The following is a 24041-nucleotide window of genomic DNA, read 5'->3' on the forward strand; positions in this document are numbered from 1 at the left end:
GCGAAAAATCCGGTGCTCTGGAATCTTTGCAGCAGCAATTCGCCACCGAAAAGCAAAATCTCGAAAGCCAATTCCAGGAAACCGTGTCAAAGTCGAGTTACGAATCTTTACAGCACGAGTTAGCAGAAAAGTCAAGTGCGATCGGCGACTTCCAAGTTCAACTGAGTAAGTTGCAATATCTGGAAAATCAATTGAACCAGAGTGCGGCGATACAGCGAAATTACGACGCTTTGCAGCAACAGTCTCAAGAACAGCTAAGAACCATCAAAGCTTTACGGGAACAACTAGGTCAAATGCAGGCTGTGGCTGGGATTGGCGAAGCTTATCTCAACAAGTGGCGCCGTCACTGATTCTCTCATCAGCACGGCACAGTCTAACGATCCGGGTGCGCCCGGAGCACTTTACCCCTAAAACGTCCTCTAAACTCGGCCTCCTTCCTCTTGTAGCGATAGATTGTAACCTGTCGCTACAAGAGCTTTTTATTGGAAAATATGAGCATACTATTAAGAAATATTACAATAAATAAATTTATGACAGGCGATCGCACCCCTGAGAGCAAATCCAATCCAGCAGACACTAAGATCCGCGTCACGGTAATTGGAGGCGGCATCGGCGGGCTGACAGCAGCCGCCCTGCTAGCCCGCAGAGGATACAAAGTGCTAGTCTTAGAACAGGCGATCGTCCCCGGAGGATGCGCTTCCACCTTCAAACGCAAAGGCTTTACCTTCGATGTCGGCGCCACGCAGGTTGCAGGATTGGAACCCGGAGGCATTCATCACCGAATTTTTTCAGAATTAGACATAGAACTTCCGGCCGCGACACCCTGCGATCCCGCCTGTGCGGTGTTTTTGCCGGGAGAAACCGCACCGATTAGCGTGTGGCGAGATCCGCAAAAGTGGCAGGAAGAAAGGCAGCGGCAGTTTCCCGGAAGTGAACCTTTTTGGCAATTATTGTCTGCATTGTTCAAAGCTAGCTGGAACTTTCAAGGGCGCGATCCAGTTTTACCGCCCAGAAACTTCTGGGATTTCTGGCAATTAATTCAAGCAGTTCGCCCCGATACTCTAATTACTTTGCCTTTCACTTTTATGACAGTGGGAGATGCTTTGCGGCTTTGTGGGTTGGGCGACAATTTGCGCTTGAAAACTTTTCTGGATTTGCAGTTAAAATTGTATTCTCAAGTTGATACCGAAGAAACGGCGCTACTTTACGCGGCGACGGCTTTAGGAGTTTCGCAAGAGCCGCAGGGATTGTATCATCTACAAGGAAGTATGCAGGTATTGAGCGATCGACTGGTAGAGGCGATCGAACGAGAGGGTGGCAAAGTCCTGTTGCGCCACACAGTTGAAAGTATTGTCACAGCAAATGGCACAGCCACCGGTACAGTGATTCGCAATCAAAAAACAGGCGAAGTTTGGAGAGAAACAGCCGATCGCATTGTTGCCAACGTGACAGCGCAAAATTTAGTAAAATTGTTGTCAAGCGAGCCGATTTTCGGAAATTCAACAGATAATTTAACAGAGAATTTATCGGTTAAATCAGAGACTTCAGAGACAACAAACCAACTCCAAAATCAAATGGCAGGCTACAAATATCGAGTCGATAAACTGCCGCCTGCATCCGGTGCATTTGTCATATATTTGGGAGTCCATGAAAGCGCAATTCCAGAAAATTGTCCGCCGCACCTTCAGTTTCTCTACGATTACGACGGCGAGATTGGGGAGAATAATTCATTATTTGTTTCTGTCAGCCATCCGGGTGATGGCCGAGCACCGAAGGGAATGGCGACAATTATCGCTTCCTCATTTACTGATACTCGAATGTGGTGGAATTCGGTTGATTATGAAGGATTAAAGCAAAAATATACCGCAGGGGCGATCGCCCGTTTGAGCGAATATTTCAATTTGACGCCAGAGTCGATCGTACACCAAGAAGCCGCCACACCCCGCACCTTTGCCCGCTACACAGCGAGAGATAGAGGCGTTGTGGGTGGCATCGGCCAGCGAATACCAACCTTCGGCCCCTTTGGATTTGCCAATCGCACACCAATTAAAAACTTGTGGTTAGTAGGTGACTCCACCCATCCCGGAGAAGGAACTGCCGGCGTTTCGTATTCAGCTTTAACAGTAGTGCGGCAAATGGAAGCCGCCTCTAAAATCTAAGAGGACACGGCAATGCCGCTTCCCTACACCAAAAACAATTAATCGCGCGAGAGATGTAACTATCGCGCGATTAATTTTAGGGAACAGTCAACCGTCAACAGTCAACCGTCAACCATCATTCCGGTGTCACCGGAATTGACACCAACTACATTCTCTGACTACTTGATAGAAATCTTTGCGCCCACAGCTTCAAGCTGTTTCTTCATTTCTTCAGCAGCTTCCTTAGCAATAGCTTCCTTAACTGCTTTCGGTGCGGCTTCTACCAAATCTTTTGCTTCCTTCAGGCCCAGACCGGTAATTGCGCGGACTTCCTTCAGAATTGCGATTTTCTTGTCAGCAGGAACTTCTTCGAGCATGACAGTAAACTCGGTTTGCTCTTCTACGGGTTCAGCAGCGGCTCCACCACCTGTACCGGGCATCATCATCATGCCGCCGACAGGAGCAGCAGCGCTGACGCCGAAAGCTTCTTCAATTTGCTTGACCAATTCAGAAGCTTCGAGCAAAGTCAGAGACTTAAGTTTTTCCAAGATTTCGTCAGTTGCAGTAGACATTCGTTAAACTCCTAGTTCGATTGTAGATTGGGGATTTGGAATTTGGGATTGCTCCTCCATCATTAGTTTGTCGTCTCCAGCCTTCAGCCTGTGGATTAACACTAATGACTGATGACTAATGACTAATGACTAATGACTAAGCAGATACGCTTTCTGCTTCAGGTTGTGCTTCTGCTTCTGCTGCTACTTCTGCTGAATCGCCGTCTTTTTCAGCATAAGCTTTAAGACCGCGAGCGATCGAAGTAGGAACTTGATTGATACCCACAGCCAACTTGGTTGCGACACCGTTGATAGCGCCAGCAATTTGAGCCATGAGTTGTTCTTTCGACGGCAGATCGGCTAATGCTTTAACATCAGCTTCTTTCAGTACCCGTCCTTCCATCACGCCGCCGCGAAGTTCAGTCTTCTTAGAGACTTTTTGGAATTCTTGGTAAGCTTTAATCGCGCCGCCAATATCTTCTTGCACGAACAGAAACGCCGACGTACCAGTCAGCAATTCCTGTAGCGGCTGCCAGGTTTCGTTGCCTTCAACAGCAATTCGCATCAGCGTGTTTTTTGCCACTTGGCAACTGCTGCCTTTCGGACGCAAACGCCGACGCAAATCTGTGATTTCAGCAACAGTTAAGCCCGTGTAGTCAATCACGATCGCCAGTTGAGATTCGCTCAAGGTTTGCTTGAGGTCTGCAATAATCTCATTTTTTACTGCTAAACTTTTGCCCATACTTATTTCACCTCCTTTTAGGATCGAAAACTGCCCACCAAAAACCCCGACCTTAGAGCCGGGGCAGAGAATTAAAAATTAACAAGTCAGAATTAAAAATAGAAAATTTCTAATCTTTGAGTCTTGAGTTTTTATTTCTTCAGCCTCGGCAGGAAATTAAGCGGTCGGCACCTGCGGTCTTCAGCTTATTGATTTTTGATTAGGCTATCATCAGAAGGCAGAGATTAGCAAGGGTCTGGCGTAAGTCTTGTGAGAGATTTACACAGACAGCCGAAGCTGTCTTTTACCTTCTGCCTTCTGCTTAATTCTGTACTAGGCAGCATCAAGTTTGGTATCGCGCAGAGCACTGATATCGACTTCGATCGACGGGCCCATTGTTGCGGATACGTACAAACTGCGCCAGTAGCGACCTTTAGCACCAGAAGGACGGTTGCGGTCAACAGTTTCTTGCAAAGCATGAAGGTTGACGAGCAAATCTTCCGCTGAGAAAGCTGCCTTGCCAAACATAACATGAACGATGCCAGTTCGATCGGCACGGAATTCTAGTTTACCACCTTTAAACTCGTTGATCGCCTGAGCAATGTCAGTCGTCACCGTGCCACCTTTCGGAGAAGGCATCAAACCGCGCGGGCCCAACAACCGACCCAATTTTGCCACCAACGGCATCACGTCTGGGGTAGCAATCAGGCAATCGAAGTCCATCATGCCCTTTTGAATTTCATCGATCAACTCTTCAGAACCAGCAATATCCGCGCCGGCATTCAGAGCTTCTTTAACTTTTTCGCCCTTAGCAATCACCGCAATTCTGACTACTTGACCAGTTCCTTTTGGTAGCGATACAGTTGTCCGCAACTGTTGGTCAGTATATTTCGGGTCAATTCCCAAACGGATGTGAGCTTCAGCAGCTTCGCCAAACTTAGCGGTTGCTGTTTCTTTCAAAAGTTGCAGAGCTTCCAGCGGTAGATAAGGTCTGTCTTCAACTTTCTTTTGAAGTTCTTGCAGTCTTCGCGATACTTTCTTTGCCATTGTTATCTCCTGGGGTCAGTCGATTTTAGATTTTAGATTTTAGATTTTAGATTGAACCTATCGGACAATCTTAAAATCTATCATTTTTCGATTCCTAGCGAAGCTTTGCTTCTCCCCCTGAACCGATCGATTTTGGATTTTTGATTTTGGATTTTTGATTGAAGATTTTACCTTCAAAATCCTGAATTACTGCCAACTGTCAACTGACAACGGACAACTTGCATCAATCCGCGATCGCCACGCCCATATTTTTAGCCGTTCCTGCCACAATTTTCATAGCAGCCTCAACATCATTAGCATTGAGGTCAGGCATTTTGGTTTCTGCGATTTCTCGCAGTTGAGCCTGTGTAATCGTCCCTACTTGCTTGCGGTTAGGTTCTCCCGAACCCTTAGCAATGCCAGCGGCTTTTTGAATCAAAACCGACGCCGGCGGAGTTTTGAGAATAAACGTAAAACTGCGGTCTTCAAAAACCGAAATTTCTACCGGAACCACCAGACCCGCTTGGTCTGCGGTTCTAGCATTGTACTCCTTGCAAAACATCATAATATTGACGCCGTGCTGACCCAGAGCTGGGCCGATCGGAGGAGCTGGGTTGGCTTTTCCCGCCGTAATCGCCAACTTAATTACTGCAACAACTTTCTTTGCCATTAGTTAGTTCTGTTTCTGAACCTGATTGAACTCCAATTCTACAGGCGTATCGCGCCCAAAAATCGAGAGTAAAACTTTGAGCTTGTTTCGTTCCGGGCTAACTTCAATCACATCACCTTCAAAATCCTTAAACGGCCCGGAAAGTACCACAACGTGGTCTCCAGTAGACATCGATACTTTGACAACTGGTTCTGATTCCTGAGCGTTTCTGAAGATCCGTTCTACTTCCGAATGACTCAGAGGTAGCGGTTTGACGTGACCCCTGCCGCGCCCGTAGCGGCGTTTCTGCTCTGCCCCGACAAAATTAATTACATTCGGGGTATTCTTGATCACCTGCCACGTATCCTCGTCCATAAACATACGGATGAGTACGTAGCCGGGAAAGATTTTTTCATCTGACTGCCGCCTGGAACCGTCTTTGCCGACTTTGATTGCCGGAGTTTGCGGAATTTCTACTTGAACGATGCGATCGGCAACATCCAAAGTTTGAATCCGCTGCTGCAAGTTTGCCTTCACGCGCTTTTCGCAGCCAGAGGCAACTTGAACAGCATACCAGCGAGCATCAATCTCCGGCACCTCTGGCGATGCTGCCTGTCCCGTCGCTTCTGTGGAATACTCAGATTCTTCTGATGCAAAAGTCATGGCCCAAACACCTTTCCCGCGCCCCAGTTAAAGAAATTATCCACCAAATAGATCAGGCTTGCTGAGAGGATTACCATCAAAAGCACGGCCAAAGACTCGCTGATTAGCTGCTGCCTGCTGGGCCAAACCACTTTGTCGAGTTCTTCTCTAGTTTCCTTAAAAAAACCCGCAGGGTTAAACCCAGGCGCCGTTATTTCTTGAGTTTCTTGAGCTTCGTCTTTTTTTGCCACGATTCAATCCCCCTTGCGATTTTAGATTTTAGATTTTAGATTTTAGATGGTGTGAGTGGCCCGCGGCTCTCAGATTTTGTGACACTAACCACTTACGCCCAAGTCCCAAATCTCCAATCTAAAGCCACGACTTTTTTACAAGCCCAACCTATCAACTGTGTAACTGCCGATCGCCGAAACCGATGATCGAGAAGCCACACCGAGCATTTGTTGATGGCATTTTTTGCGAACCGCCCACAAAAATTAATTCTACCCGAAAGTTTGCGGTTTTGACTGTTGCCAGCCAATAATCCGGGCGCTTTCGGGCAGAATTTAATGTTTGGTGATTCAGCGCGCCCTGGAGGACTTGAACCCCCGACATCAGGTTTTGGAGACCTGCGTTCTACCAACTGAACTAAGAGCGCACAGGTGAGGTTGCTGAAATTCGCTTAACCTCTAGATTTCTATTTTAACACAGTGCGCTCGTAAATGGGAAACTTTTTTTTGATTTTTTTTAATTTCCCACGAATCATGAACCAAGGGGAAGCTGGGTGCATTCCTACAGGGAGCGATCGAACCGCTGTTTGACGCGAGTAGCTTTGCCCACCCGATCGCGCAGGTAGTAAAGTTTTGCTCTGCGGACTTTCCCGCGGCGCATCACTTGGATAGTAGCGATGCGGGGCGAGTGAATCAAAAACACCCGTTCCACTCCGACGCCCTGAAACACACGACGGACGGTGATTGTTTCATTAATCCCGCCGTTACGCATGGCAATCACAGTCCCTTCGTAGGGCTGAACCCGTTCTTTGTTACCCTCTTTAATTCTGACGCCGACTCGCACTGTGTCGCCGACGTAAATTTCGGGGAGAACTTTGCTGAGTTCTACCTTGACTCTATTTATTTCTTCCGTTTCGATAGAACGGATTATTTCTGCGCCTTTCATCGGATTTACCAAAACTCACAATCCCTTATCATATATCGAAATGCCCGTTTTATGTCAAAAAAATTCTATGTTAGATACCTCCGGGGTCGTATTTCTGCAACTAGGGGCAATGGCCGCACTGGCCTTGTACGTCGCCGCCAACTTGGGGGCCAACGATGTCGCTAACTCGATGGGGACATCCGTAGGCTCTAAGGCTCTAACGCTGCGGCAGGCAATAATCGTTGCAGGCATACTGGAGTTTTCCGGCGCAGTGCTGTTCGGCCAAGGAGTTTCCGAAACTCTGGCAACAGGAGTTGTGAATGCACAAGTATTCGCGGCTCAACCACAAGTATTTTTAATCGGGATGGTGTCAGTGCTGATTGCTTGCGGGATATGGCTGCAAATCGCTACCAGTCGAGGTTTGCCGGTTTCTTCATCCCATGCAGTGGTAGGCGCGATCGCGGGTTTTAGCTGTGTTGCAGCCGGAATTAATGCAGTTGATTGGCGAACCATCGGCACCATCTCCCTAACATGGGTGGCGACACCTGTTGCTAGCGGTGCTTTAGCCGCACTATTTTACAGTGTGGTGAAGTATTCGATTCTCGATCGACCAGATCCTCTATCTCAAATGCGCGAGTGGATACCTTGGCTGAGTGCAGCAATGCTGAGCGTATTTGGGATAATTGTACTGCCGTCTGTTGTGAATGTCGCTTTGGTGCAGACAGGGGCGATCGCCGCGGCGCACGATCGATTTGGCTGGAATCTTCCAATTCACGATATTGTCATTGGCATCGGGGCAATAGCTGCGATCGGCCTCACACTCAATAGCTGGAAAAAATTAGAATCAGTTGAGAAGGAAGAAGAAAGAAGGAAGAAGGAAGAAGTAAAAGGGGATAAGGGATTCGGCCCAAGTACAAAACCCTCCCCCACTCCGACAGTCCCCCACACTCTCATCGAGCAACAAATGGCAAGATTTCAAGTCTTGAGCGCCTGTTTTGTAGCATTTGCCCACGGTTCCAACGACGTAGGAAATGCAGTTGCTCCCCTAGCTGCGATCGCCTACATCCGGCGCACAGGTTCCTTTCCCTCAGGAGATTTCAGCGTTCCCCTATGGATTTTAGTCGTCGGAGGGGCAGGAATAGTCATCGGTTTAACCATCTGGGGCAAAAATGTAATAGCCACAGTCGGGGAAAAGATCATCGAACTCCAACCAAGCGGCGGATTTTGCGCGGAATTAGCCACAGCCACCACAGTCTTGCTAGCATCCCGCTTGGGTTTGCCAGTTTCCACATCCCACGCTTTAGTCGGTGCAGTCGTCGGAGTCGGGCTGATCAAAGCTTGGAAAACAGTACGCTTGCAAACTTTGCTGTCAATTGGTTCGGCTTGGCTGGTGACAATTCCGATCGCAGCAGGTTTGGCTGCTATCATCTTCAGCATCGCGCAATCCATTGGGCAATTTTAGATTTTAGATTTTAGATTGAAGAATTAGAGGTAGATTGGGATTTACTGTTGGGTGGGGGCGGGTTTACGAGATGATTGGTCTTAGGCCGAGATTGTTGGTAAAACCCGCCCCTACAGTCAAATGTCAACAGACTCATCTTTCTGATTGCCTCGGTTGGGATAAACTCGCGAAGGCAAAAGTTTCCAAGCCGCAGCATCTGCACCCCAGTTGCGAAAAATCTTTACAGACGCGAAAATTTTAGCGAAACGCCAATTATAGCCACGCTTCCAGTCAGCGGGCCACTGGGCGGTTTCGTCAGCAGCTTGCAAAGCTCTGACTTCAGCTTCGAGTGCTGTGGCGTGGCGCTTCATGATAATTTCTAGTTGCAAAAAGTGTTCTTCGGGCGATCGCAATTTTTTTATATCCTAACTACAAGGGTGATAAGCTGTTGCGGCATTTAAATTGTATGTTAAAGAACAATCAAACTCTTGTGGGGTGTCCCGCCCGCCCTGAATATACAATTTAAATGCGCGACAGCTTAGACATCTCCAGAAAAGCCAGCTTTGAACAGGCAAGATGTCTGTGCCACAATAATTATTGGAGATGGCTAATAGAAATTTCGCACATCAAACCTGGTTGCGGCACACCAGCACGCGGGCCACTCAATGACTTAATTCCTTCTCCAAGCAATGCTTTAGCTGTTGAGCCAGCACCTCGACCCCTGGCTTTCTCAGCATAGTCAGGTGATTTCCAGGAACCCTAATCACCTCTACTTTTTGGGCCGTTAATTCGCTCCAGCCAAGAGTCGGATCTTGATGACTCATGCTTAGCTGTTCCCTCGATCTAAACAGAGTAATTCGCTGCGGGTAAATTTTCGGTACATAGCTGAGAGTTGCTTGACTATTAGCCTGAAATACAGTAAACATTGAGGGAATTGCCAGCTCGCGCCAGCTCCGTTCTTTTGACTCCTGAGATAGGATGCTAACCATAACGGCCTGTTTCCAATTCCAGCGATGCAAAAAATTAGCTGCCAAATTAAGCATCTTATTTAATGTCGGAAATTTGGCAGCAATACCGCCACTTTGAACATTTTCTGCACCAGCCACCAAGCGAAAATAATCTACTACAAAAGGCCAGATAGAGCGCGAAACAGTAGTCAGAATAAACTTGCAACCGTCCCAAAAAGAAGGTTTGTTAGCAGAAACCGGCGCTAAAGTATCCAGCACAGCAAGTAAAGCCACTTCATCCCCCGCTGCGAGCAACTGTTGAGCCATCTCAAAAGCAACCAAACCTCCAAAAGACCAGCCTCCTAAAAAATAAGGCCCTTTTGGTTGAACGGTACGCAAGGCTGCGATGTAGTCAGCCGCCATGTCTTCAATGCTAGTTAACGGAGAACTTTCGCCGTCAATACCCTGTGGTTGCAGCCCGTAAAACGGTTGATTTTCTCCTAGCCCAAAGGCTAACTCGCAATAAGGAAATACGACGCCAAAGATGGGATGGACGCAGAAAAACGGGGGATTTTTACCGCGAGGCTTAATTGCAACTAAAGGCGACCATTCCAGAGAATTTGTTTCTGAAGATAGCAAATCAGCTAAACCTTCAATTGTCGGATTTAAAAAAAGAGCAGACAGCGGCAACTCGCGCTCAAATTGCTGGTTAATCTCATTGATGAGGCGGATTGCCAGCAGGGAATCTCCACCCAAATCGAAGAAGTTATCGCGAATGCCAACGCACTCTGCGTTGAGGATTGTGACCCAAATCTTGGCGAGGGTTGACTCGGTTGGTGTGCGAGGTGCAATGCAGCTTTGATCTATTGAATGGCTAGTTAGAGTTCCCGGTGCAGGTAGGCGCTGGCGGTCGATTTTGCCATTGGGAGTTAGGGGCAGAAAATCCATCGTCACAAAAGCACTGGGAATCATGTAATTGGGCAGTTGTTGTTTGAGGAAATTGCGTATTTCCCCGGGATTGAGCGTCTGATTGTGATTGGGGACGACATAAGCAACTAGGCGTTTGTTGCCCGACAAATCATCCGCAGCAACCGCCGCTGTTTCTTTGACTGCTGGATGCTGAACCAGCAGCGCTTCAATTTCTCCCAATTCTATTCGATAACCGCGAATTTTTACCTGTTCGTCAGTGCGGCCTAAAAACTCAATATTGCCGTCGGGAAAATAGCGAGCTAAGTCACCAGTTTTATAAATTCGTTCTCCTGCTTTCTGGCTAAACGGATTAGCAATAAATCGCTGGGCGGTTAATTGGGGGCGGTTCAGGTAGCCTCGCGCCAATCCGCTGCCGCCGATGTACAATTCACCGGGAATTCCAACGGGTACAGGCTGTAAATTTTCATCTAAAATATAGAGTTGAGTGTTAGCTATTGGACGGCCGATTGGCGGTTTTTTGCGGTCGCCAATTTCGGCAAAACTTGACCAGACTGTCGCTTCTGTAGGGCCGTAAGCGTTAAAAAATCGGCGCCCAGAAGCCCAGCGTTTAACAATATCCGGGGAACAAGATTCGCCCGCACAGATGATTGTTTGCAGTGCGGGAAGTTCGGCGTTTGGAAGGACAGCTAGCAGCGAGGGTGGGAGGGTGGCGTGGGTAATAGTATTGTCCTGCAAAAATTGGATTAATGTTTGTCCGGGCAACAAAGATTCTTTCTTGGCACAGTAAAGTGTTGCTCCGGTTCCCAAGGCCATGACAATCTCAAAGATTGAGGCATCAAAACTTAGGGATGCGAATTGCAAAATGCGGTGATTTGAGTTTAAGTTAAAAGCTTCTATTTGAGCTAGGGCTAAGTTGTAGAGTCCCCGATGTTCTATTAAAACGCCTTTAGGTTTTCCGGTTGAACCAGATGTGTAAATGACGTAGGCTAGGTTTTCGGGTAGGATATTTGTAGTTGGGTTTTTGGAGCTTTGTCGCGCGATAATTTCTCTGTCGGAGTCCAAACACACTACTGAAAAAACTCCGTAAGTTTCCGGCTGCGTCAAGTTTTGGGCTAAGTGCTGCTGAGTTACCAAAATCGACACCTGAGCATCTTCTAACATGAAGTTAAGGCGCTCTTGAGGATAAGTTGGATCTAAAGGCAGGTAGGCTGCGCCTGCTTTGATAATGCCTAGCAATCCGACGATCGCATCTAAGGAACGTTCTACACAAAGACCCACTAAAACTTCTGGTCCTGCTCCCAATTGCTGCAAGTAATGTGCAAGTTGGTTGGCTCGGCTGTTGAGTTGGCTGTAGGTTAACTGCTGGTTTTCAAAGACGGCGGCGACAGCATGGGGCGTTAGCGCAGCCCTCGAAGAGGATCGCGCGACTCGATCTTCAAATAGCTGATGGAAACACTGGTTTTGCGGATAATCTCTGTGAGTGTCATTCCAATCGATTAATAATTGCTGGTATTCTGGCGCTGTCAGCAAAGCCAAGTCGCTGAGGTGCTGTTTGGGATTGGCAACAATGGCTTCAAGCAGCGTTTGGAAATGTCCCGCCATGCGCGCAATTGTGCCGCTATCAAATAAATCTGTGCTGTACACAAATTGCCCTTGAATACTTCCTGCATTTTCCCACAAGTGGCACTCTAAATCTAGCTTGGCGGTTCCTGCGTCAAAGTCGATCGCCTCTCCAGCAATTCCCGGCAATTCTAGCGCTGCTACAGGAGTGTTTTGCAGGCTGAAACTAACTTGAAATAGGGGGTTTCGGCTCAACTCGCGATCGGGGTGCATTTCCTCAACCAACTTCTCGAAGGGCAAATCTTGGTGGGCGTAGGCTGCCATTGCGACGTTTTTTACCCGATGCAAGAGTTCCCGAAAAGTTGGATTTCCTGATAAATCTGCACGCAGCACTAAACTGTTGACAAAAAAACCGATTAATGCTTCTATTTCGCTCTGGTTGCGATTGGCGATCGGCGTTCCTACTGCAATATCTACTTGTCCTGTATAGCGGTACAGCAAAGTTTGAAAAGCGGCTAGTAGAGTGATAAATAAAGTCGCGCTTTCTTGCTGGCTCAATGACTTTAGCGCCTCGCTCAAAGCAGGTGATAGTGTTATAAATTGTTTAGCGCCCCGGTAGGATGGAACGGCTGGTCTTTGCCTGTCTGTTGGTAGATTGAGAGTGGTAATTTCCTTTAACTGCTGCAGCCAATAAGCTAACTGGGTTTCTAATACTTCGCCCTGCAACCATTGGTGCTGCCACTCTGCAAAGTCGGCGTACTGCACGGGCAGTGCTGGTAAGTGCGAGATCCCATTTTTTACAAATGCTGTGTAGAGCGTTCCCAGCTCTCGAATTAGCACTCCAATCGACCACCCATCAGCCACAATATGATGTAAATTCAGCAACAATATATGTTCTGTTTCACTGAGTTGTAACAGCGTTACTTTGAATAACGGCCCGGCGGCTAAATCGAAAGGGCATTGCGCTGCATCGGTTGCGAGTTGCAGCGCTGCGGTTTCTTGCTGAGTTGGCGAAAGATTTTGTAAGTCGATTGTGGGGAGGGATACGGTTAAAATGGGAGCAATAACTTGTACGAGTTCCCCTTCCAAAAGCGTAAAAGTGGTGCGTAAACTTTCGTGTCGCTGCACAATTTCGTTGAAGGTTTGCTCTAAGGATCTTAAGTTGAGGGAACCTGTTAAGCGGAGTGCTGTTGAGACATTGTAGAAAGGATTGCCCGGTGCTAATTGATTGAGGAACCAAAGCCGCTGCTGAGCAAACGATGCGGGGAATACAAAAACTTCTATTTCTTGCTGCATATTTATCGAAATTGCATCCTGTTCAACAGCCATCCTTTTCATTTACTTTCTCGATTCAACATCTTGCCCAAGCCAAAAACCATCTTAAAATTATCTGCGTTTATCAGCGTTAATCTGCCCTTCATCTGCGGTTGCTCTATCAATCCAAAAATTATGCAATAGGTCTATTAAAAGATGATAGCTTCCTCCGCCGACTATCGCGCGAAATCGGCACTAAAGCCGGAGCATCACTTTTAGCATTCTTATCTTTTAAACTTTCCACAATCTTAGATAATTCTGCAATTGTCGGCGCTTCAAAAACCCGGCGCAAAGGCAACTCTACCCCGAAAGCATCTCGCACTCTCGAAACAAGCTGAGTCGCCAGCAGCGAATGGCCTCCTAATTCAAAGAAATTGTCCCGGATACCCACTCGCTTTATCCCCAAAACCTCAACCCAAATTTTCACTAAAACTTCCTCAATAGAAGTCTGAGGCGCAACATAACCGCCAGCCCATTCTAACTTAATCGGCTCCGGTGCAGGCAAAGCGAGGCGATCGACCTTTCCGTTAGCCGTCACCGGTAGCGACTCCAGCACCACAAAAGCCGACGGAACCATATATTCCGGCAGTTTTTCTGCTAGATAAGCCTGCAACTGCGGCACTAATTTACGTGCTGCTTTAGCTTGTAAGGGATTGTTAGCATAAGAGCGCCAAGGACGCAAGTTATCGCTTCTGGTTTCTCGCACAAAATCTCTGGTTTCGCCCCGTGCAAACACTACATCGTAGCGCCCTTGACTGTCGGAATTAGACCAACTAATATTAACATTATACGGAACTTCCAAAGCATACCACGCTTCGGGATTGACTCCTAAATCCTCGACTTTTTCCACGGCTTTCTGCAACTGACCTGCTGTTGGAAATTTATCGACAACAGACAGCAACTCTGCCGCCTTAACTGCTGCCGTTACCCGCGCATTAGGCACATTAGCAATTCTTAAAAGGTCGAGTTGATTTTGCAATAATATTTGTTGCACTTTGGTAACAGTCAGATTCTGATTTTCATCCAACCAATCCAGCCGTTTTTCTGCGCCCCACTCCCCTTTTGGCGATGATTTTGGGCGTGCTGTTTCAGAGGCAATATGCAAAATAGCATTGTACCGAAAATCAGTTAACTCATTGCGATCGCTACCGCGAATTAATTGAATTTTTACGCCGCCAATCTGCGGAAAGCGGTGCTTTAATGCGCTAAAAAAATCTGGTTCAATAACTAACTCTGTTTCTTGAAAAATTTGCATTTTTACTCGCTGCTGCAACTGTTCGCCCGCGAGAGAAGGTTCGGCTTGATACAGTTGTACCGAAGCGTGAAAAGCTGCCAGCAACGGCAAGCTGCGGACATCTCCGATGAATATAAAGCCGCCGGGAGCAGTTGCTTTCACCGCACCTTCTAGCACCTGCACGAGATAGTCGATTGTCGGGAAATATTGCACGACAGAGTTGAGAATTACTGCATCAAAAGCTGCTGTCTCTACTCCTTCAAAGTCAGTCGCCATTTTTTGAAGCAGCGTTACATTAGCTAACTCTTGATTTGCCAAGTGCTGCTGAATATAGTTGAGCGAAATAGGTGAAAAGTCTGTTCCGCAATATTGAGTGCAGCGAGGGGCAATTTGGAACAGCAACAAACCTGTGCCGCAGCCAATTTCTAACACTCGGCTGGGCTGCAAAGCTAAAATTTGGGCGGCTTGATTGTTCGCCCAGTCGCGCATCTGTTCTGCTGGGATTGGCTGATTAGTATAGCTGCTATTCCAGCCGACAATATTAAATGTTGGATCTGAGTCAACAGCAGGTTGATTGTAAGTTTCATTGTAGAGCATTTGCCACTGCAAAACCTGTTCGTCCTGCAATTGCATTATTTGGTTTTTTTCGCGGGCAACGCTATATTCTGGATTCAGGGCAATATAAGCTACTAAACGTTTATCTCCCTGTCCATCTTCCGAAGCTATTGCTACAGTTTGCTGCACGGCCGGATGTTGAGTTAATACTGTCTCGATTTCTCCTAATTCGATGCGGAAACCGCGAATTTTTACTTGTTCGTCAATGCGTCCTAAAAATTCAAGGTTGCGATCGCCTCTGTAGCGCACTAAGTCGCCGGTTTTGTAAATTCGCTCTCCTGAATTTGGTTTAAAAGGATTGACAATAAATCGTTCTGCGGTTAAATCTGGGCGGTTGAGGTAGCCGCGAGCGAGTCCGTTTCCGCCGATGTACAATTCGCCAACAACGCCGATCGCCACTGGCTGCAAATATTTGTCTAATATGTAGATTTGAGTGTTAGCAATGGGGCGGCCAATTGTCGGGGCGATGTCTGTTTGCTCGGTTACAGGAACATAACCGGAAGTTGTGACGACGGTGTTCTCGGTTGGGCCGTAATTATTTACTAGCTTAAATGGATGGGATTTTAAAGGATGTTGTTGCAGTTTTTCGCCGCCTGCGAGCAAGATTCGCAACGCTGTTATTTGAGGCCAATCTAATAGCAAAACTTTTTCGGCTAAAGGTGTTGGCAAAAAGCTAATGGTGATGGCTTTTGATACTAACCAGTTTTGCAGTTTTTCAGGATCTCGCCTGATGTCATCTTCTGGAAAGTAGATGCTAGATCCCGCGGCGAGATAAGGCCAAATTTCCCACCCGCAAGCATCAAAGCCGATCGCAGCAATTTGCGTTGCTCGATCGCCCGCTGACACCCCAAACTCTTTTTGATGCCAAAAAACGAGATTTAACAAGCTCCCGTGCTCAATTTCCACTCCTTTCGGCTTTCCCGTGGAGCCGGAGGTGTAAATCGCGTAAACCAGATTTTCGGCTGTGACTGCGCTGGTTGGATTGTCGGCGATTTCTTGGGAAATCATCTCCCAGTCTGTGTCTAAACAAACTATATGTAAATTGGGCGAGCGCAAATTCTCTACCCATTGCTGCTGAGTTAACACAATAGATAATTGAGCATCTTTTACCATAAAGCTCGATCGCTCAGCAGGATAGCTCGGATCTAAAATTAAGTAAGCTCCTCCCGCTTTCAGGATACCCAACATCCCCACGATCAGATCGAGCGATCGCCCGCAGCAAAGCCCGACTAAAACTTCCGCCCCAACCCCCATTTTTTGCAAATAACGTGCTAGTTGGTTGCTGCGGAGATTTAGCTCTCCATAGGTGACTCGCTCCTCTCCAAATACCAGCGCCACCGCCTCCGGTGTCCGATCTGCCTGCATTTCAAATAGCTGATGGATGCACAAATCTTGCGGATAATCCGCCTGAGTATTGTTGCATTCAACTAATAAACGATCGCGCTCTTGGGCGCTCAAATATTGCAAGTTTGCTATGCGCTCTTCAGGATTGGTCACAATGCTTTCTAACAAGGTTTGAAAATGCCCGATCAGGCTGGTAATCGTAGCTTCATCAAATAAATCGGCGCTGTAAATAACCATGCCGCTGATGCCCTCTGAGCTATCAACCCACAGCTTATTGCTGGGCGATTGGTTGCTTCCCGAACTGTTGGGCGATCGCTCCCACAAATGAAACTCCAAATCAAACCGCGCTGTACCCACATCTAACTGCTGCGGGCTGAGTGTTAATTCTGGCAATTCTAACCGATTCCCCGGCGCGTTTTGCAGCGCAAACGCCACCTGAAATAAGGGATTTTGGTTCAACGCGCGATCGGGGTGCAGTTCTTCTACTAACTTCTCAAACGGCAAATCTTGGTGAGCGTAAGCTCCTAATGCTACCTCTTTGACTCGGTTTAAAAGTTCCCGAAAAGTTGGATTTTCCGACAAATCTGTACGCAACACTAAACTGTTGACAAAAAAACCGATTAATGCTTCAATTTCACTGCGGTTGCGATTGGCGATCGGCGAACCTACAACAATATCTTCTTGCTGCGCGTAATGGTAAAGCAACGTTTTAAAAGCTGCCAGCATTGTCATAAACAGCGTCACTCCTTCGCGCTGGCTCAACGTTTCTAAAGCCTCGCTCAGTTGTTTTGGCAGTTGCAAAAATTGCCTTTTGCCTCGGTAACTTTGAATTGCTGGCCTGGGGCGATCCGCAGGCAAATTTAGCATAGAAATGCCGTTTAACTGCTGCCGCCAGTAAGCAAGCTGCGTTTCTAAAACTTCCCCTTGCAGCCATTCGCGCTGCCATTTTGCAAAATCAGCATACTGGATCGACAAAGCCGGTAAAGGCGAAGGTTTTTCGCTAGCAAATGCCGTGTAAAGTGCGCCTAATTCCTGAATTAGCACTCCGATAGACCAACCATCGGAGACAATGTGGTGCATATTCAGCATTAGTAAATATTCGGCATCATCTAACTGCAATAATGTGACTCGAAGCAACAAGTCATTGGACAAATTGAAAGAGCGTTGAGCTTCCTGGGCGGTGAGCCTGTTCGCTTCAGTTTGTCGAGATTCCTTTGGCAAATTTCGCAAGTCCACTACATTAATTGGAAGGTGGAAAGCAGCAGCTATTCTCTGAACGGGTTGGCCCGAAACTACTGTTAAAGTCGTGCGTAAAGCTTCGTGGCGGCGCACAATTTCATTGAAGGTTTGTTGCAGGGCTGCAAAATTGAGCGCACCTGTCAAACGCAAGGCTGCGGGAACATTATAGAAGGGATTGTTCGGGACTAATTGGTCGAGAAACCACAAGCGCTGCTGTGCAAAAGAAAGCGGTAAATTTCCGTCCCGCCCCAGAGGAACAATCGGTGTAGGAGTGAAACTAGAAGTACGATTAGCTGCTTTTAAAAATGAAATAATTTCGGCTTTTTTCTGAGAAATTTCGGCCCGCAGTTCGGGTGTAATAATTCCTTCGGGAGCATTGCAGCGCAGGATCTCGCCCTCAACAAAAATATTAATATCTAGAGTGCGAAGGTAAGATAAAAACTCAACTAACTCCACCATGGCAGAATCTTTGGCATTTGGCGATGAGCTCGATATTTTTGGATCGGGCATTTTGAGTCATCCTGTGATTACTTTTGCAAATATAAAAGAAATTCCACCAGCGCACAAGTTAAGAGCTTAACTTACCCCTTGCTTACTGTGGCCTAACCTGAGTATGATCCTGTTTGAATTCGTAACCCAAATTCTACCCAAGGTTTCAGTTTATGCCGTTCATGCCCTTCAATTTCCTGTTCCTATGGCTGGTGGGATTGCTGTCCGTCGGCGTACTTGGCGGAGGTATATACATTATTTACGAATGGTACATCGGCCAACTTGTAGGGATTTCCTACATAGTCAGCGGAGTCTTGATGCTTCTTTGGTCTGTTGGCGGCCGCTTTATCAGTTTGCCGCTGTTCCGCCGCCCCGGTGCTGACGAACCGAAGCCGACGCGGACGGGTACGGTGCAGCGGTTAGAGAGGCCTGATGGCACTATTTTACAAGTAGAATTCTACGGCCCAGAGGATGGACAGCCGATTATCCTCTCGCACGGTTGGGGGCCCAACAGTATGGTTTGGTATTACGCCAAACGCCAACTAACCGATCGCTTCCGAGTGATTGTTTGGGATCTTCCAGGTTTGGGAAAATCCACTCGACCAAAAAACAGCGACTACTCCCTAGAAAAATTTGCCCGCGATCTCGAAGCCGTCATTGCCATAGCAGGAAATAAACCTGTTATCCTACTCGGACACAGCATGGGCGGCATGATTTCTCTAACATTCAGTCGGCTTTTCCCAGAACTTCTCGGTAGTCGAGTAGCTGGTTTAATTCTGGTAGATACGACTTATACTAATCCCGTCAAAACCGCTATTTTTAGTGGTTTATTACGCGCTTTGCAAAAGCCGCTGCTCCAACCTATGCTTTATCTCACCATAGCTCTTGAACCCATTATGTGGGGAATGACTTGGCTGAGCTATCTCAATGGTTCACTGCACATCAGTGTAGAATTATCGGGATTTAAAGGCACTGAAACGCGCGGTCAATTAGAGTTCTCAGCTTTATTATCAGCCTTGGGTTCTCCCGGCGTTCTCGCTCGCGGCACATTGGGAATGCTCAAATTTGATGAAACAAAAACTTTGCGATCGATTGACATTCCAGTGTTGGTGATCTGCGGCGATTCAGATATCGCCACTACGCCCCCAGCTAGCCTGCGAATGAAAGCAGAATTACCTCAAGCAGAGCTAGTTACTATACAGAAAGGAGGACACATGGCATTAATGGAGCATAACCAGCAGTTTGCAGAAGCTGTCAGGGCATTCTGCACTGAAATTTCGTGACTAAAAATGTGAGTTAAAATCCTGTAGGTTCTGGCTGGGGATACCCTATTTTTTTTCTTAGTCTTAATGTCCCGAACTAAAGAAGAATCTTTGATAAATTGATAATAAAGCTTGTCCCCTTGCCCTCTGCACTTTCAACCGCAAGTGTCCCTTTATGGGCTTCAATAATACTCTTTGCTAAAAATAATCCTAATCCCCAGCCGGTTTGCTCCTGAGCACAAATGGTTCGACGAAATTGTTGAAATAGGATGGATTGAGCGTCTAGGGCGATCGGATCGCCTTCATTATGGATAGTAAGGCTGATCTGCGTTTCAGTTTGCTGGAGCGTGAGTGTAATCGGCGTAGTAGGCGCACCATATTTCACAGCGTTAATTGCTAAATTTTCAATCACCCGCCGTATTTCTTTACGGCTGCAAAAAGTCCTCATATCAGAATCAGAGACTACAACAAACCGCTCTCCATACGCGAAGGTCAAATCTTCTACCACCTCTTGGACTAGCATCACAAAATCGCATTCATCAAATTCAATCTTTAAGCTCTGCCCTGCCCGCAGCCGACTCGCATCAAGCAGATTTTGAATCATCGAATCCAGCCGATTGATCGCACTGAGCATCCTCGCGGCCACATCCGTGTGGCTATCTCCTCGTTCCAGCCGCCGCAGAGTCAGTTGAGTTCCCATTTTTACGACATTCAGAGGCCCTCTGAGGTCGTGAGTTAGCGTCACCATAAATAGTTCTTGAATATCTCGCAGCGTTTCGGAGAATTGAGTAGCCGCGTCATTAACGGCTTGCTCAATGGAGCCGATAATAATGTCTCGATCCTGCACTCCTAAAGGTGCTTCTTCTTCTAAAACTTGAAATATGACTTGACGGAGGAGATGATACTCGAAAATGAGGTGAGTCATAGAGTAGTCAGCATACCCCGCCCGTTCATGCCCATGCAGCTTGCCAATCCGCGTACTTTCTACCTCATCGGCTGTGATTCGGGCAGATGTCCTGACAATTCGGTTTGAGAGTTCATCTACCAGTTGGTTTAAGTACAGAGGTAGGGAATCTTGCAAGACAAGAGAATTTTGATGCGTTGATGCACCGACTTCATCACGCGCCCGCTTCTCCCACATCCGCATAATTTTTTCAGAATTTTGTTTAAGACGGTCAGACGCTTGGTTGGACATCGTTTCGGAGTTTCTGGATGAGTGGCTGTTGAGAGAACCTTTTCTCCCTTATTTGTAATGCCCCGCAAGCAATCTTGCAAGTATATAGGCAGCCTCAGCCTTTAGCAGGTTAGCAAGTAACAGGTCTAAATCTCCTCGTGAAACAGGCTTGAATATCAGTTCCCATTGCGGTAATTTCTACCGACAGGGCAGATGCCAATTCCACAAAACAATCAAAATCCTCCCGCAATTATGTAAGGGCTTAGAATTCCACATTTTCTCGCTCATTTTCATCTGTTCTGCGAGTATCCAAACCAGTCGCAGCCCAGCGCATTGTCTCAATGTATTTTGCCAGACTCGCCACAGTCGGAGCCTCAAACAAACTGCTGACCGATAACTCGACTTGCAAAGCGTCTCGGATGCGAGAAATCAACTGAGTTGCTAGCAGGGAATGCCCGCCTAGTTCAAAGAAATTATCGTAGATACTAACCTGCTGTTTTCCCAAAACTTTAGCCCAAATTTTCCCCAGCATTTCTTCGAGTTCAGTCCGAGGCGCTACATAATTTTCTGTTATATCCTCGCTGTCTGTATCTATATCAGGCAAGGCGCGGCGGTCTACTTTTCCATTAGGCGTCAGTGGCATATTCTCCAAAACTGCATAAGTTGCAGGAACCATATATCCTGGTAACTTTTCTTTCAAAAATTGGCGCAAGTCACTTGATTTGAGATTGGGAATTTCTAATTTTTCATTAATGCGGTCAGGAACAACATAAGCTACCAAATGTTTATCATCGGGGATGTCTTCCCTGACAATTACTACTGCTTCGCGTACTTGTGGATGCTGGTACAAAGCCGCTTCAATTTCTCCCAATTCGATGCGGTAGCCACGAATTTTTACTTGGTCGTCAATGCGACATAAAAACTCGATGTTACCGTCAGCTAAATAGCGGCCTAAATCACCTGTTTTATAAAGACTACAACCTGATTTATTGCTAAAAGGATTAGGAATGAATGCAGCAGCAGTTAAATCCGGCTGGTTGAGGTAGCCTTTCGCCAGTCCGTCACCGCCGACGTACAATTGACCCATAACACCGATCGCCACTGGCTGCAAATCCGCATCGAGGAGATAAATTTGCGTGTTGGCGATCGGGCGGCCGATGGGGATAGATGTTGCGGTTTCGGGTACGTCTTGCACGCAATAATAAGCAGAAAATGTGGTATTTTCTGTAGGCCCGTAAACGTGAATTAATTTAGTGGTTTGATTTTGTTTGAGAAGTTTTTTAACCCATCTCATATCGACCGATTCTCCGCCAAACAGCAAGCAGCGCAGCGAATCAAAAGCTTGCGGTAAAACTCTAGCAATTTGTTGAAATAAGGCAGTTGTTAAAAACAAGACGGTGATGCCTTGTTGGCGCAGTTCTAAGGCTAAATCGTGAGGCGAAAGGGTAATATTTGTGCTAATTCCCACGAGTTGAGCGCCGTTAAGCAAGGCTCCCCAAATCTCGAATGTGGCTGCATCGAATGAAGCGTTTGATGCTTGGGCAATTTTATCGGTAGGTTCTATTTTTATATAGTTGGTGTTGAGTACCAGCCGATTTACTGCTTTGTGGGTGACAGCAACTCCCTTGGGTTTTCCTGTTGAGCCAGATGTGTAAATAACGTAAGCTAGGTTGTCTGCTGTTACGGTGTTGGCGGGATTTTCGGCGCTTTCTTTGGCTATGTGTTCCAAATCGCGATCGAAGTAAATCACCGAGTTTGAGAAGTCTCGGAAATTCTCAATCAATTTATCTTGAATTAGCAAGACTTTAACTTGAGCATCTTCCAGCATCAAGTTTAGCCGATCGCGCGGATAGCTCGGATCTAACGGTAGGTAAGCTCCTCCCGCTTTCAGTATAGCCAACATCCCGACAATTAGGTCGATCGATCGCTCTGCACAAAGCCCCACTAAAACCTCCGCCCCCACGCCCAGTTTTTCTAGGTAGCTCGCCAGTTGGTTGCTGCGACTGTTGAGTTCTCTGTAAGTGAGGTGCTGGCTGCCGAAAGTTAGGGCGACATCCTCCAGATGCTGCCGGGCTCGCTCTTCAAATAACTGATGAATGCACTTATTTTGAGGATAATCTGTCCGAGTATCGTTCCATTCTCTGAATAATTGATTCACTTCATCCTCGCTCAATAAAGGTAAATTAGCGATTCTTTGTTCTGGATTAGCCACAATGCTTTCCAGCAGCGTTTTAAAATGTCTCAGCATTCGGGCGATCGTAACTTCATCAAATAAATCTGTATTGTACACAGCTAAGCCTCTGAGGCCTTCCGAATCTTTCCAATGTTCGCCGTATCTGCTCCTAAAATTATCGGAAGCTTCCCACAAATACAGCTCTAAATCAAAGCGCGTTGTTTGAGTCTCCAAAGGAAAAGAACTCAACTTTAATCCTGGCAATTCTAGCTCGTCCAGCGGCGCATTTTGCAGACCAAATACCACCTGAAACAGCGGGTGGCGATTCAACGATCGCTCTGGGTGCAATTCCTCGACGAGCTTCTCAAAAGGCAAATCTTGGTGAGCATAAGCTCCCAGGGTTACTTCTCGCACCCGGCCCAAAAAATCTCGAAATTTCGGGTTTCCCGAACAGTCTGTTCGCAGCACTAAAGTGTTGACAAAAAAACCGATTAATGATTCGATTTCGCTGCGGTTGCGATTGGCGATCGGCGAACCTACCACAATATCTTCTTGCTGCGAGTAACGGTAAAGCAATGTTTGAAATGCTGCGAGCAGTGTCATAAATAAAGTCGCTCCTTCTCGCTGCGAGAGTGCTACAAGTGCGTCCTTCAAGTTTTTTGACAGTTCTAAATATTGAGTTTTTCCGCGATAATTTTGCCTAGCTGGTGCAGGGCGATCGGTGGGCAAATTTAATGCCGAAATCCCGTGTAATTGCTGCCGCCAATAAGCTAGCTGGTTTTCTAATACTTCACCTTGCAGCCATTCGCGCTGCCACTCGGCAAAGTCGGCATATTGAAGTGATAATTCTGGGAGGGGAGATGGCTGTTGATTTATAAACGCTGTATAGATAGCCTCCAGTTCTCGAATTAGCACACCGATCGACCAATCATCGGAGGCTATGTGGTGCATATTTAGCAAGAGAATATGCTCGCTTTCTGTCAGCCGCAGGATGGTTACTCGCATCAGTGGCCCGGTGGATAAATTGAAAGGGCGAAGAGATTCTGCTGCGGAGAGTTTCTTTGCTTCTGTTTCCCGTTGTTCTGGCGGTAAATCTTGCAACTCTAATATTTTTAAATTAGTCTTGAAAGCGGCAGAGATGATCTGCACTGGTTGACCTGATACCGCTGCAAAAGTTGTTCGCAAAGTTTCGTGGCGCTGCACTATTTCGTTGAAGGTTTTCTCTAACGCTGTTAAGTTGAGGGAACCAGTTAAGCGCAGTGCGGTTACTACATTATAGAAAGGGTTTTCCGGTGCGAATTGGTCGAAAAACCACAAGCGCTGCTGGGCAAATGATGCCGGAAAGACAAACACTTCGGCTTCTGAGGAAATATTCAGTTTTTGTCGATCGCTTGTAAAGGAATTGTCATAAATTTCGGATGCCATATCTGTTGCTCTTGG

The 24041-nt window shown here is 46.9% G+C and carries 16 protein-coding genes, 1 tRNA gene, 1 pseudogene and 1 other annotated feature; of the genes and pseudogenes, 4 read left to right on the plus strand and 14 right to left on the minus strand.

The genetic code is table 11. The annotated features are described in order from the left end of the window. Together QUA03_RS02570 and QUA03_RS02575 are read left to right on the plus strand one after the other, a co-directional pair. Nucleotides 1–350 (plus strand): annotated as a pseudogene (locus QUA03_RS02570) (CopG family transcriptional regulator); the annotation flags it as partial. Nucleotides 351–530: 180 nt separating this feature from the next. Then, entirely contained in the window at nucleotides 531–2159 is a 1629-nt protein-coding gene (locus tag QUA03_RS02575; protein ID WP_333209413.1) for an FAD-dependent oxidoreductase, read from the plus strand. 158 nt (nucleotides 2160–2317) lie between these two features. On the opposite strand, the gene rplL is transcribed toward QUA03_RS02575, so the two are convergent. From rplL to rplS, 9 genes are all read right to left on the minus strand, one after another. Further along, on the minus strand, nucleotides 2318–2710 hold the full coding sequence (gene rplL / locus QUA03_RS02580) for a 50S ribosomal protein L7/L12 (protein WP_333037133.1): 393 nt from the start codon (nucleotides 2708–2710) through the stop codon (nucleotides 2318–2320). A gap of 136 nt (nucleotides 2711–2846) precedes the next feature. After that, entirely contained in the window at nucleotides 2847–3431 is a 585-nt protein-coding gene (rplJ, locus tag QUA03_RS02585) for a 50S ribosomal protein L10 (RefSeq protein WP_333209415.1), read from the minus strand. A 29-nt stretch (nucleotides 3432–3460) separates the two neighbouring features. Continuing rightward, nucleotides 3461–3633: a sequence feature (ribosomal protein L10 leader region), on the minus strand. 110 nt (nucleotides 3634–3743) lie between these two features. Next, a complete protein-coding gene (gene rplA, locus QUA03_RS02590) occupies nucleotides 3744–4457 on the minus strand; it encodes a 50S ribosomal protein L1 (protein ID WP_190663916.1) in 714 nt (237 codons plus the stop codon). Between the two features lie 223 nt (nucleotides 4458–4680). Continuing rightward, nucleotides 4681–5106: a 50S ribosomal protein L11 gene (gene rplK, locus QUA03_RS02595; RefSeq protein ID WP_006635588.1), complete on the minus strand. Its 426-nt coding sequence runs from the start codon at nucleotides 5104–5106 to the stop codon at nucleotides 4681–4683. 3 nt (nucleotides 5107–5109) lie between these two features. Continuing rightward, nucleotides 5110–5748 carry a transcription termination/antitermination protein NusG gene (gene nusG, locus QUA03_RS02600; RefSeq protein ID WP_333070762.1) on the minus strand — a complete coding sequence of 213 codons (639 nt, stop codon included), beginning with the start codon at nucleotides 5746–5748 and terminating at the stop codon, nucleotides 5110–5112. Continuing rightward, a complete protein-coding gene (secE, locus tag QUA03_RS02605) occupies nucleotides 5745–5978 on the minus strand; it encodes a preprotein translocase subunit SecE (RefSeq protein ID WP_172186534.1) in 234 nt (77 codons plus the stop codon). Before secE ends, nusG begins: the two co-directional genes overlap by 4 nt. A gap of 151 nt (nucleotides 5979–6129) precedes the next feature. Further along, nucleotides 6130–6339, minus strand: coding sequence for a hypothetical protein (locus QUA03_RS02610; protein ID WP_333209416.1), 210 nt, complete (start codon nucleotides 6337–6339; stop codon nucleotides 6130–6132). Then, a tRNA-Trp gene (locus tag QUA03_RS02615) sits at nucleotides 6310–6382 on the minus strand. The genes QUA03_RS02610 and QUA03_RS02615 overlap by 30 nt, the downstream gene beginning before the upstream one ends. Before the next feature lie 134 nt (nucleotides 6383–6516). Further along, nucleotides 6517–6900: a 50S ribosomal protein L19 gene (rplS, locus tag QUA03_RS02620; RefSeq protein ID WP_006635591.1), complete on the minus strand. Its 384-nt coding sequence runs from the start codon at nucleotides 6898–6900 to the stop codon at nucleotides 6517–6519. 67 nt (nucleotides 6901–6967) lie between these two features. Here rplS and QUA03_RS02625 point away from each other — a divergent pair, with 67 nt between their 5' ends. Then, nucleotides 6968–8341, plus strand: a complete 1374-nt coding sequence (locus tag QUA03_RS02625) for an inorganic phosphate transporter (RefSeq protein ID WP_333209420.1) — start codon at nucleotides 6968–6970, stop codon at nucleotides 8339–8341. A 116-nt stretch (nucleotides 8342–8457) separates the two neighbouring features. Here QUA03_RS02625 and QUA03_RS02630 read toward each other — a convergent pair whose 3' ends face one another. The 3 genes from QUA03_RS02630 to QUA03_RS02640 form a co-directional block, all read right to left on the minus strand. Continuing rightward, nucleotides 8458–8733, minus strand: coding sequence for a hypothetical protein (locus tag QUA03_RS02630; protein WP_333209421.1), 276 nt, complete (start codon nucleotides 8731–8733; stop codon nucleotides 8458–8460). A 249-nt stretch (nucleotides 8734–8982) separates the two neighbouring features. After that, complete coding sequence (locus QUA03_RS02635; protein WP_333209423.1) at nucleotides 8983–13086, minus strand: amino acid adenylation domain-containing protein; 4104 nt, start codon at nucleotides 13084–13086, stop codon at nucleotides 8983–8985. A gap of 118 nt (nucleotides 13087–13204) precedes the next feature. Further along, nucleotides 13205–18013: an amino acid adenylation domain-containing protein gene (locus QUA03_RS02640; RefSeq protein WP_333209425.1), complete on the minus strand. Its 4809-nt coding sequence runs from the start codon at nucleotides 18011–18013 to the stop codon at nucleotides 13205–13207. A 152-nt stretch (nucleotides 18014–18165) separates the two neighbouring features. On the opposite strand from QUA03_RS02640, the gene QUA03_RS02645 reads away from it, so the two are divergent. Further along, nucleotides 18166–19275, plus strand: coding sequence for an alpha/beta hydrolase (locus tag QUA03_RS02645; RefSeq protein WP_333209426.1), 1110 nt, complete (start codon nucleotides 18166–18168; stop codon nucleotides 19273–19275). Between the two features lie 76 nt (nucleotides 19276–19351). Here the strand turns inward: QUA03_RS02645 and QUA03_RS02650 are convergent, their stop codons facing one another. Further along, a complete protein-coding gene (locus QUA03_RS02650) occupies nucleotides 19352–20449 on the minus strand; it encodes a HAMP domain-containing sensor histidine kinase (protein ID WP_333209428.1) in 1098 nt (365 codons plus the stop codon). Nucleotides 20450–20690: 241 nt separating this feature from the next. Further along, nucleotides 20691–24026: an amino acid adenylation domain-containing protein gene (locus QUA03_RS02655; protein ID WP_333209430.1), complete on the minus strand. Its 3336-nt coding sequence runs from the start codon at nucleotides 24024–24026 to the stop codon at nucleotides 20691–20693. Nucleotides 24027–24041: the final 15 nt, after the last annotated feature.

The organism is Microcoleus sp. S36b_A4, from assembly GCF_036700645.1.
In the GTDB taxonomy this organism is placed as follows: Bacteria; Cyanobacteriota; Cyanobacteriia; order Cyanobacteriales; family Microcoleaceae; genus Microcoleus.

What these genes read in the sequence shown, in the direction of transcription:
- QUA03_RS02655 (WP_333209430.1), bottom strand. Translation starts at nt 24,026, where the DNA reads ATGGCATCCGAAATTTATGACAATTCCTTTACAAGCGATCGACAAAAA.
- QUA03_RS02610 (WP_333209416.1), bottom strand. Translation starts at nt 6,339, where the DNA reads ATGTCGGGGGTTCAAGTCCTCCAGGGCGCGCTGAATCACCAAACATTA.
- rplS (WP_006635591.1), bottom strand. Translation starts at nt 6,900, where the DNA reads ATGAAAGGCGCAGAAATAATCCGTTCTATCGAAACGGAAGAAATAAAT.
- rplJ (WP_333209415.1), bottom strand. Translation starts at nt 3,431, where the DNA reads ATGGGCAAAAGTTTAGCAGTAAAAAATGAGATTATTGCAGACCTCAAG.
- rplK (WP_006635588.1), bottom strand. Translation starts at nt 5,106, where the DNA reads ATGGCAAAGAAAGTTGTTGCAGTAATTAAGTTGGCGATTACGGCGGGA.
- QUA03_RS02640 (WP_333209425.1), bottom strand. Translation starts at nt 18,013, where the DNA reads ATGCCCGATCCAAAAATATCGAGCTCATCGCCAAATGCCAAAGATTCT.
- QUA03_RS02625 (WP_333209420.1), top strand. Translation starts at nt 6,968, where the DNA reads ATGTTAGATACCTCCGGGGTCGTATTTCTGCAACTAGGGGCAATGGCC.
- QUA03_RS02635 (WP_333209423.1), bottom strand. Translation starts at nt 13,086, where the DNA reads ATGGCTGTTGAACAGGATGCAATTTCGATAAATATGCAGCAAGAAATA.
- rplL (WP_333037133.1), bottom strand. Translation starts at nt 2,710, where the DNA reads ATGTCTACTGCAACTGACGAAATCTTGGAAAAACTTAAGTCTCTGACT.
- nusG (WP_333070762.1), bottom strand. Translation starts at nt 5,748, where the DNA reads ATGACTTTTGCATCAGAAGAATCTGAGTATTCCACAGAAGCGACGGGA.
- QUA03_RS02645 (WP_333209426.1), top strand. Translation starts at nt 18,166, where the DNA reads ATGCCGTTCATGCCCTTCAATTTCCTGTTCCTATGGCTGGTGGGATTG.
- QUA03_RS02650 (WP_333209428.1), bottom strand. Translation starts at nt 20,449, where the DNA reads ATGTCCAACCAAGCGTCTGACCGTCTTAAACAAAATTCTGAAAAAATT.
- QUA03_RS02575 (WP_333209413.1), top strand. Translation starts at nt 531, where the DNA reads ATGACAGGCGATCGCACCCCTGAGAGCAAATCCAATCCAGCAGACACT.
- rplA (WP_190663916.1), bottom strand. Translation starts at nt 4,457, where the DNA reads ATGGCAAAGAAAGTATCGCGAAGACTGCAAGAACTTCAAAAGAAAGTT.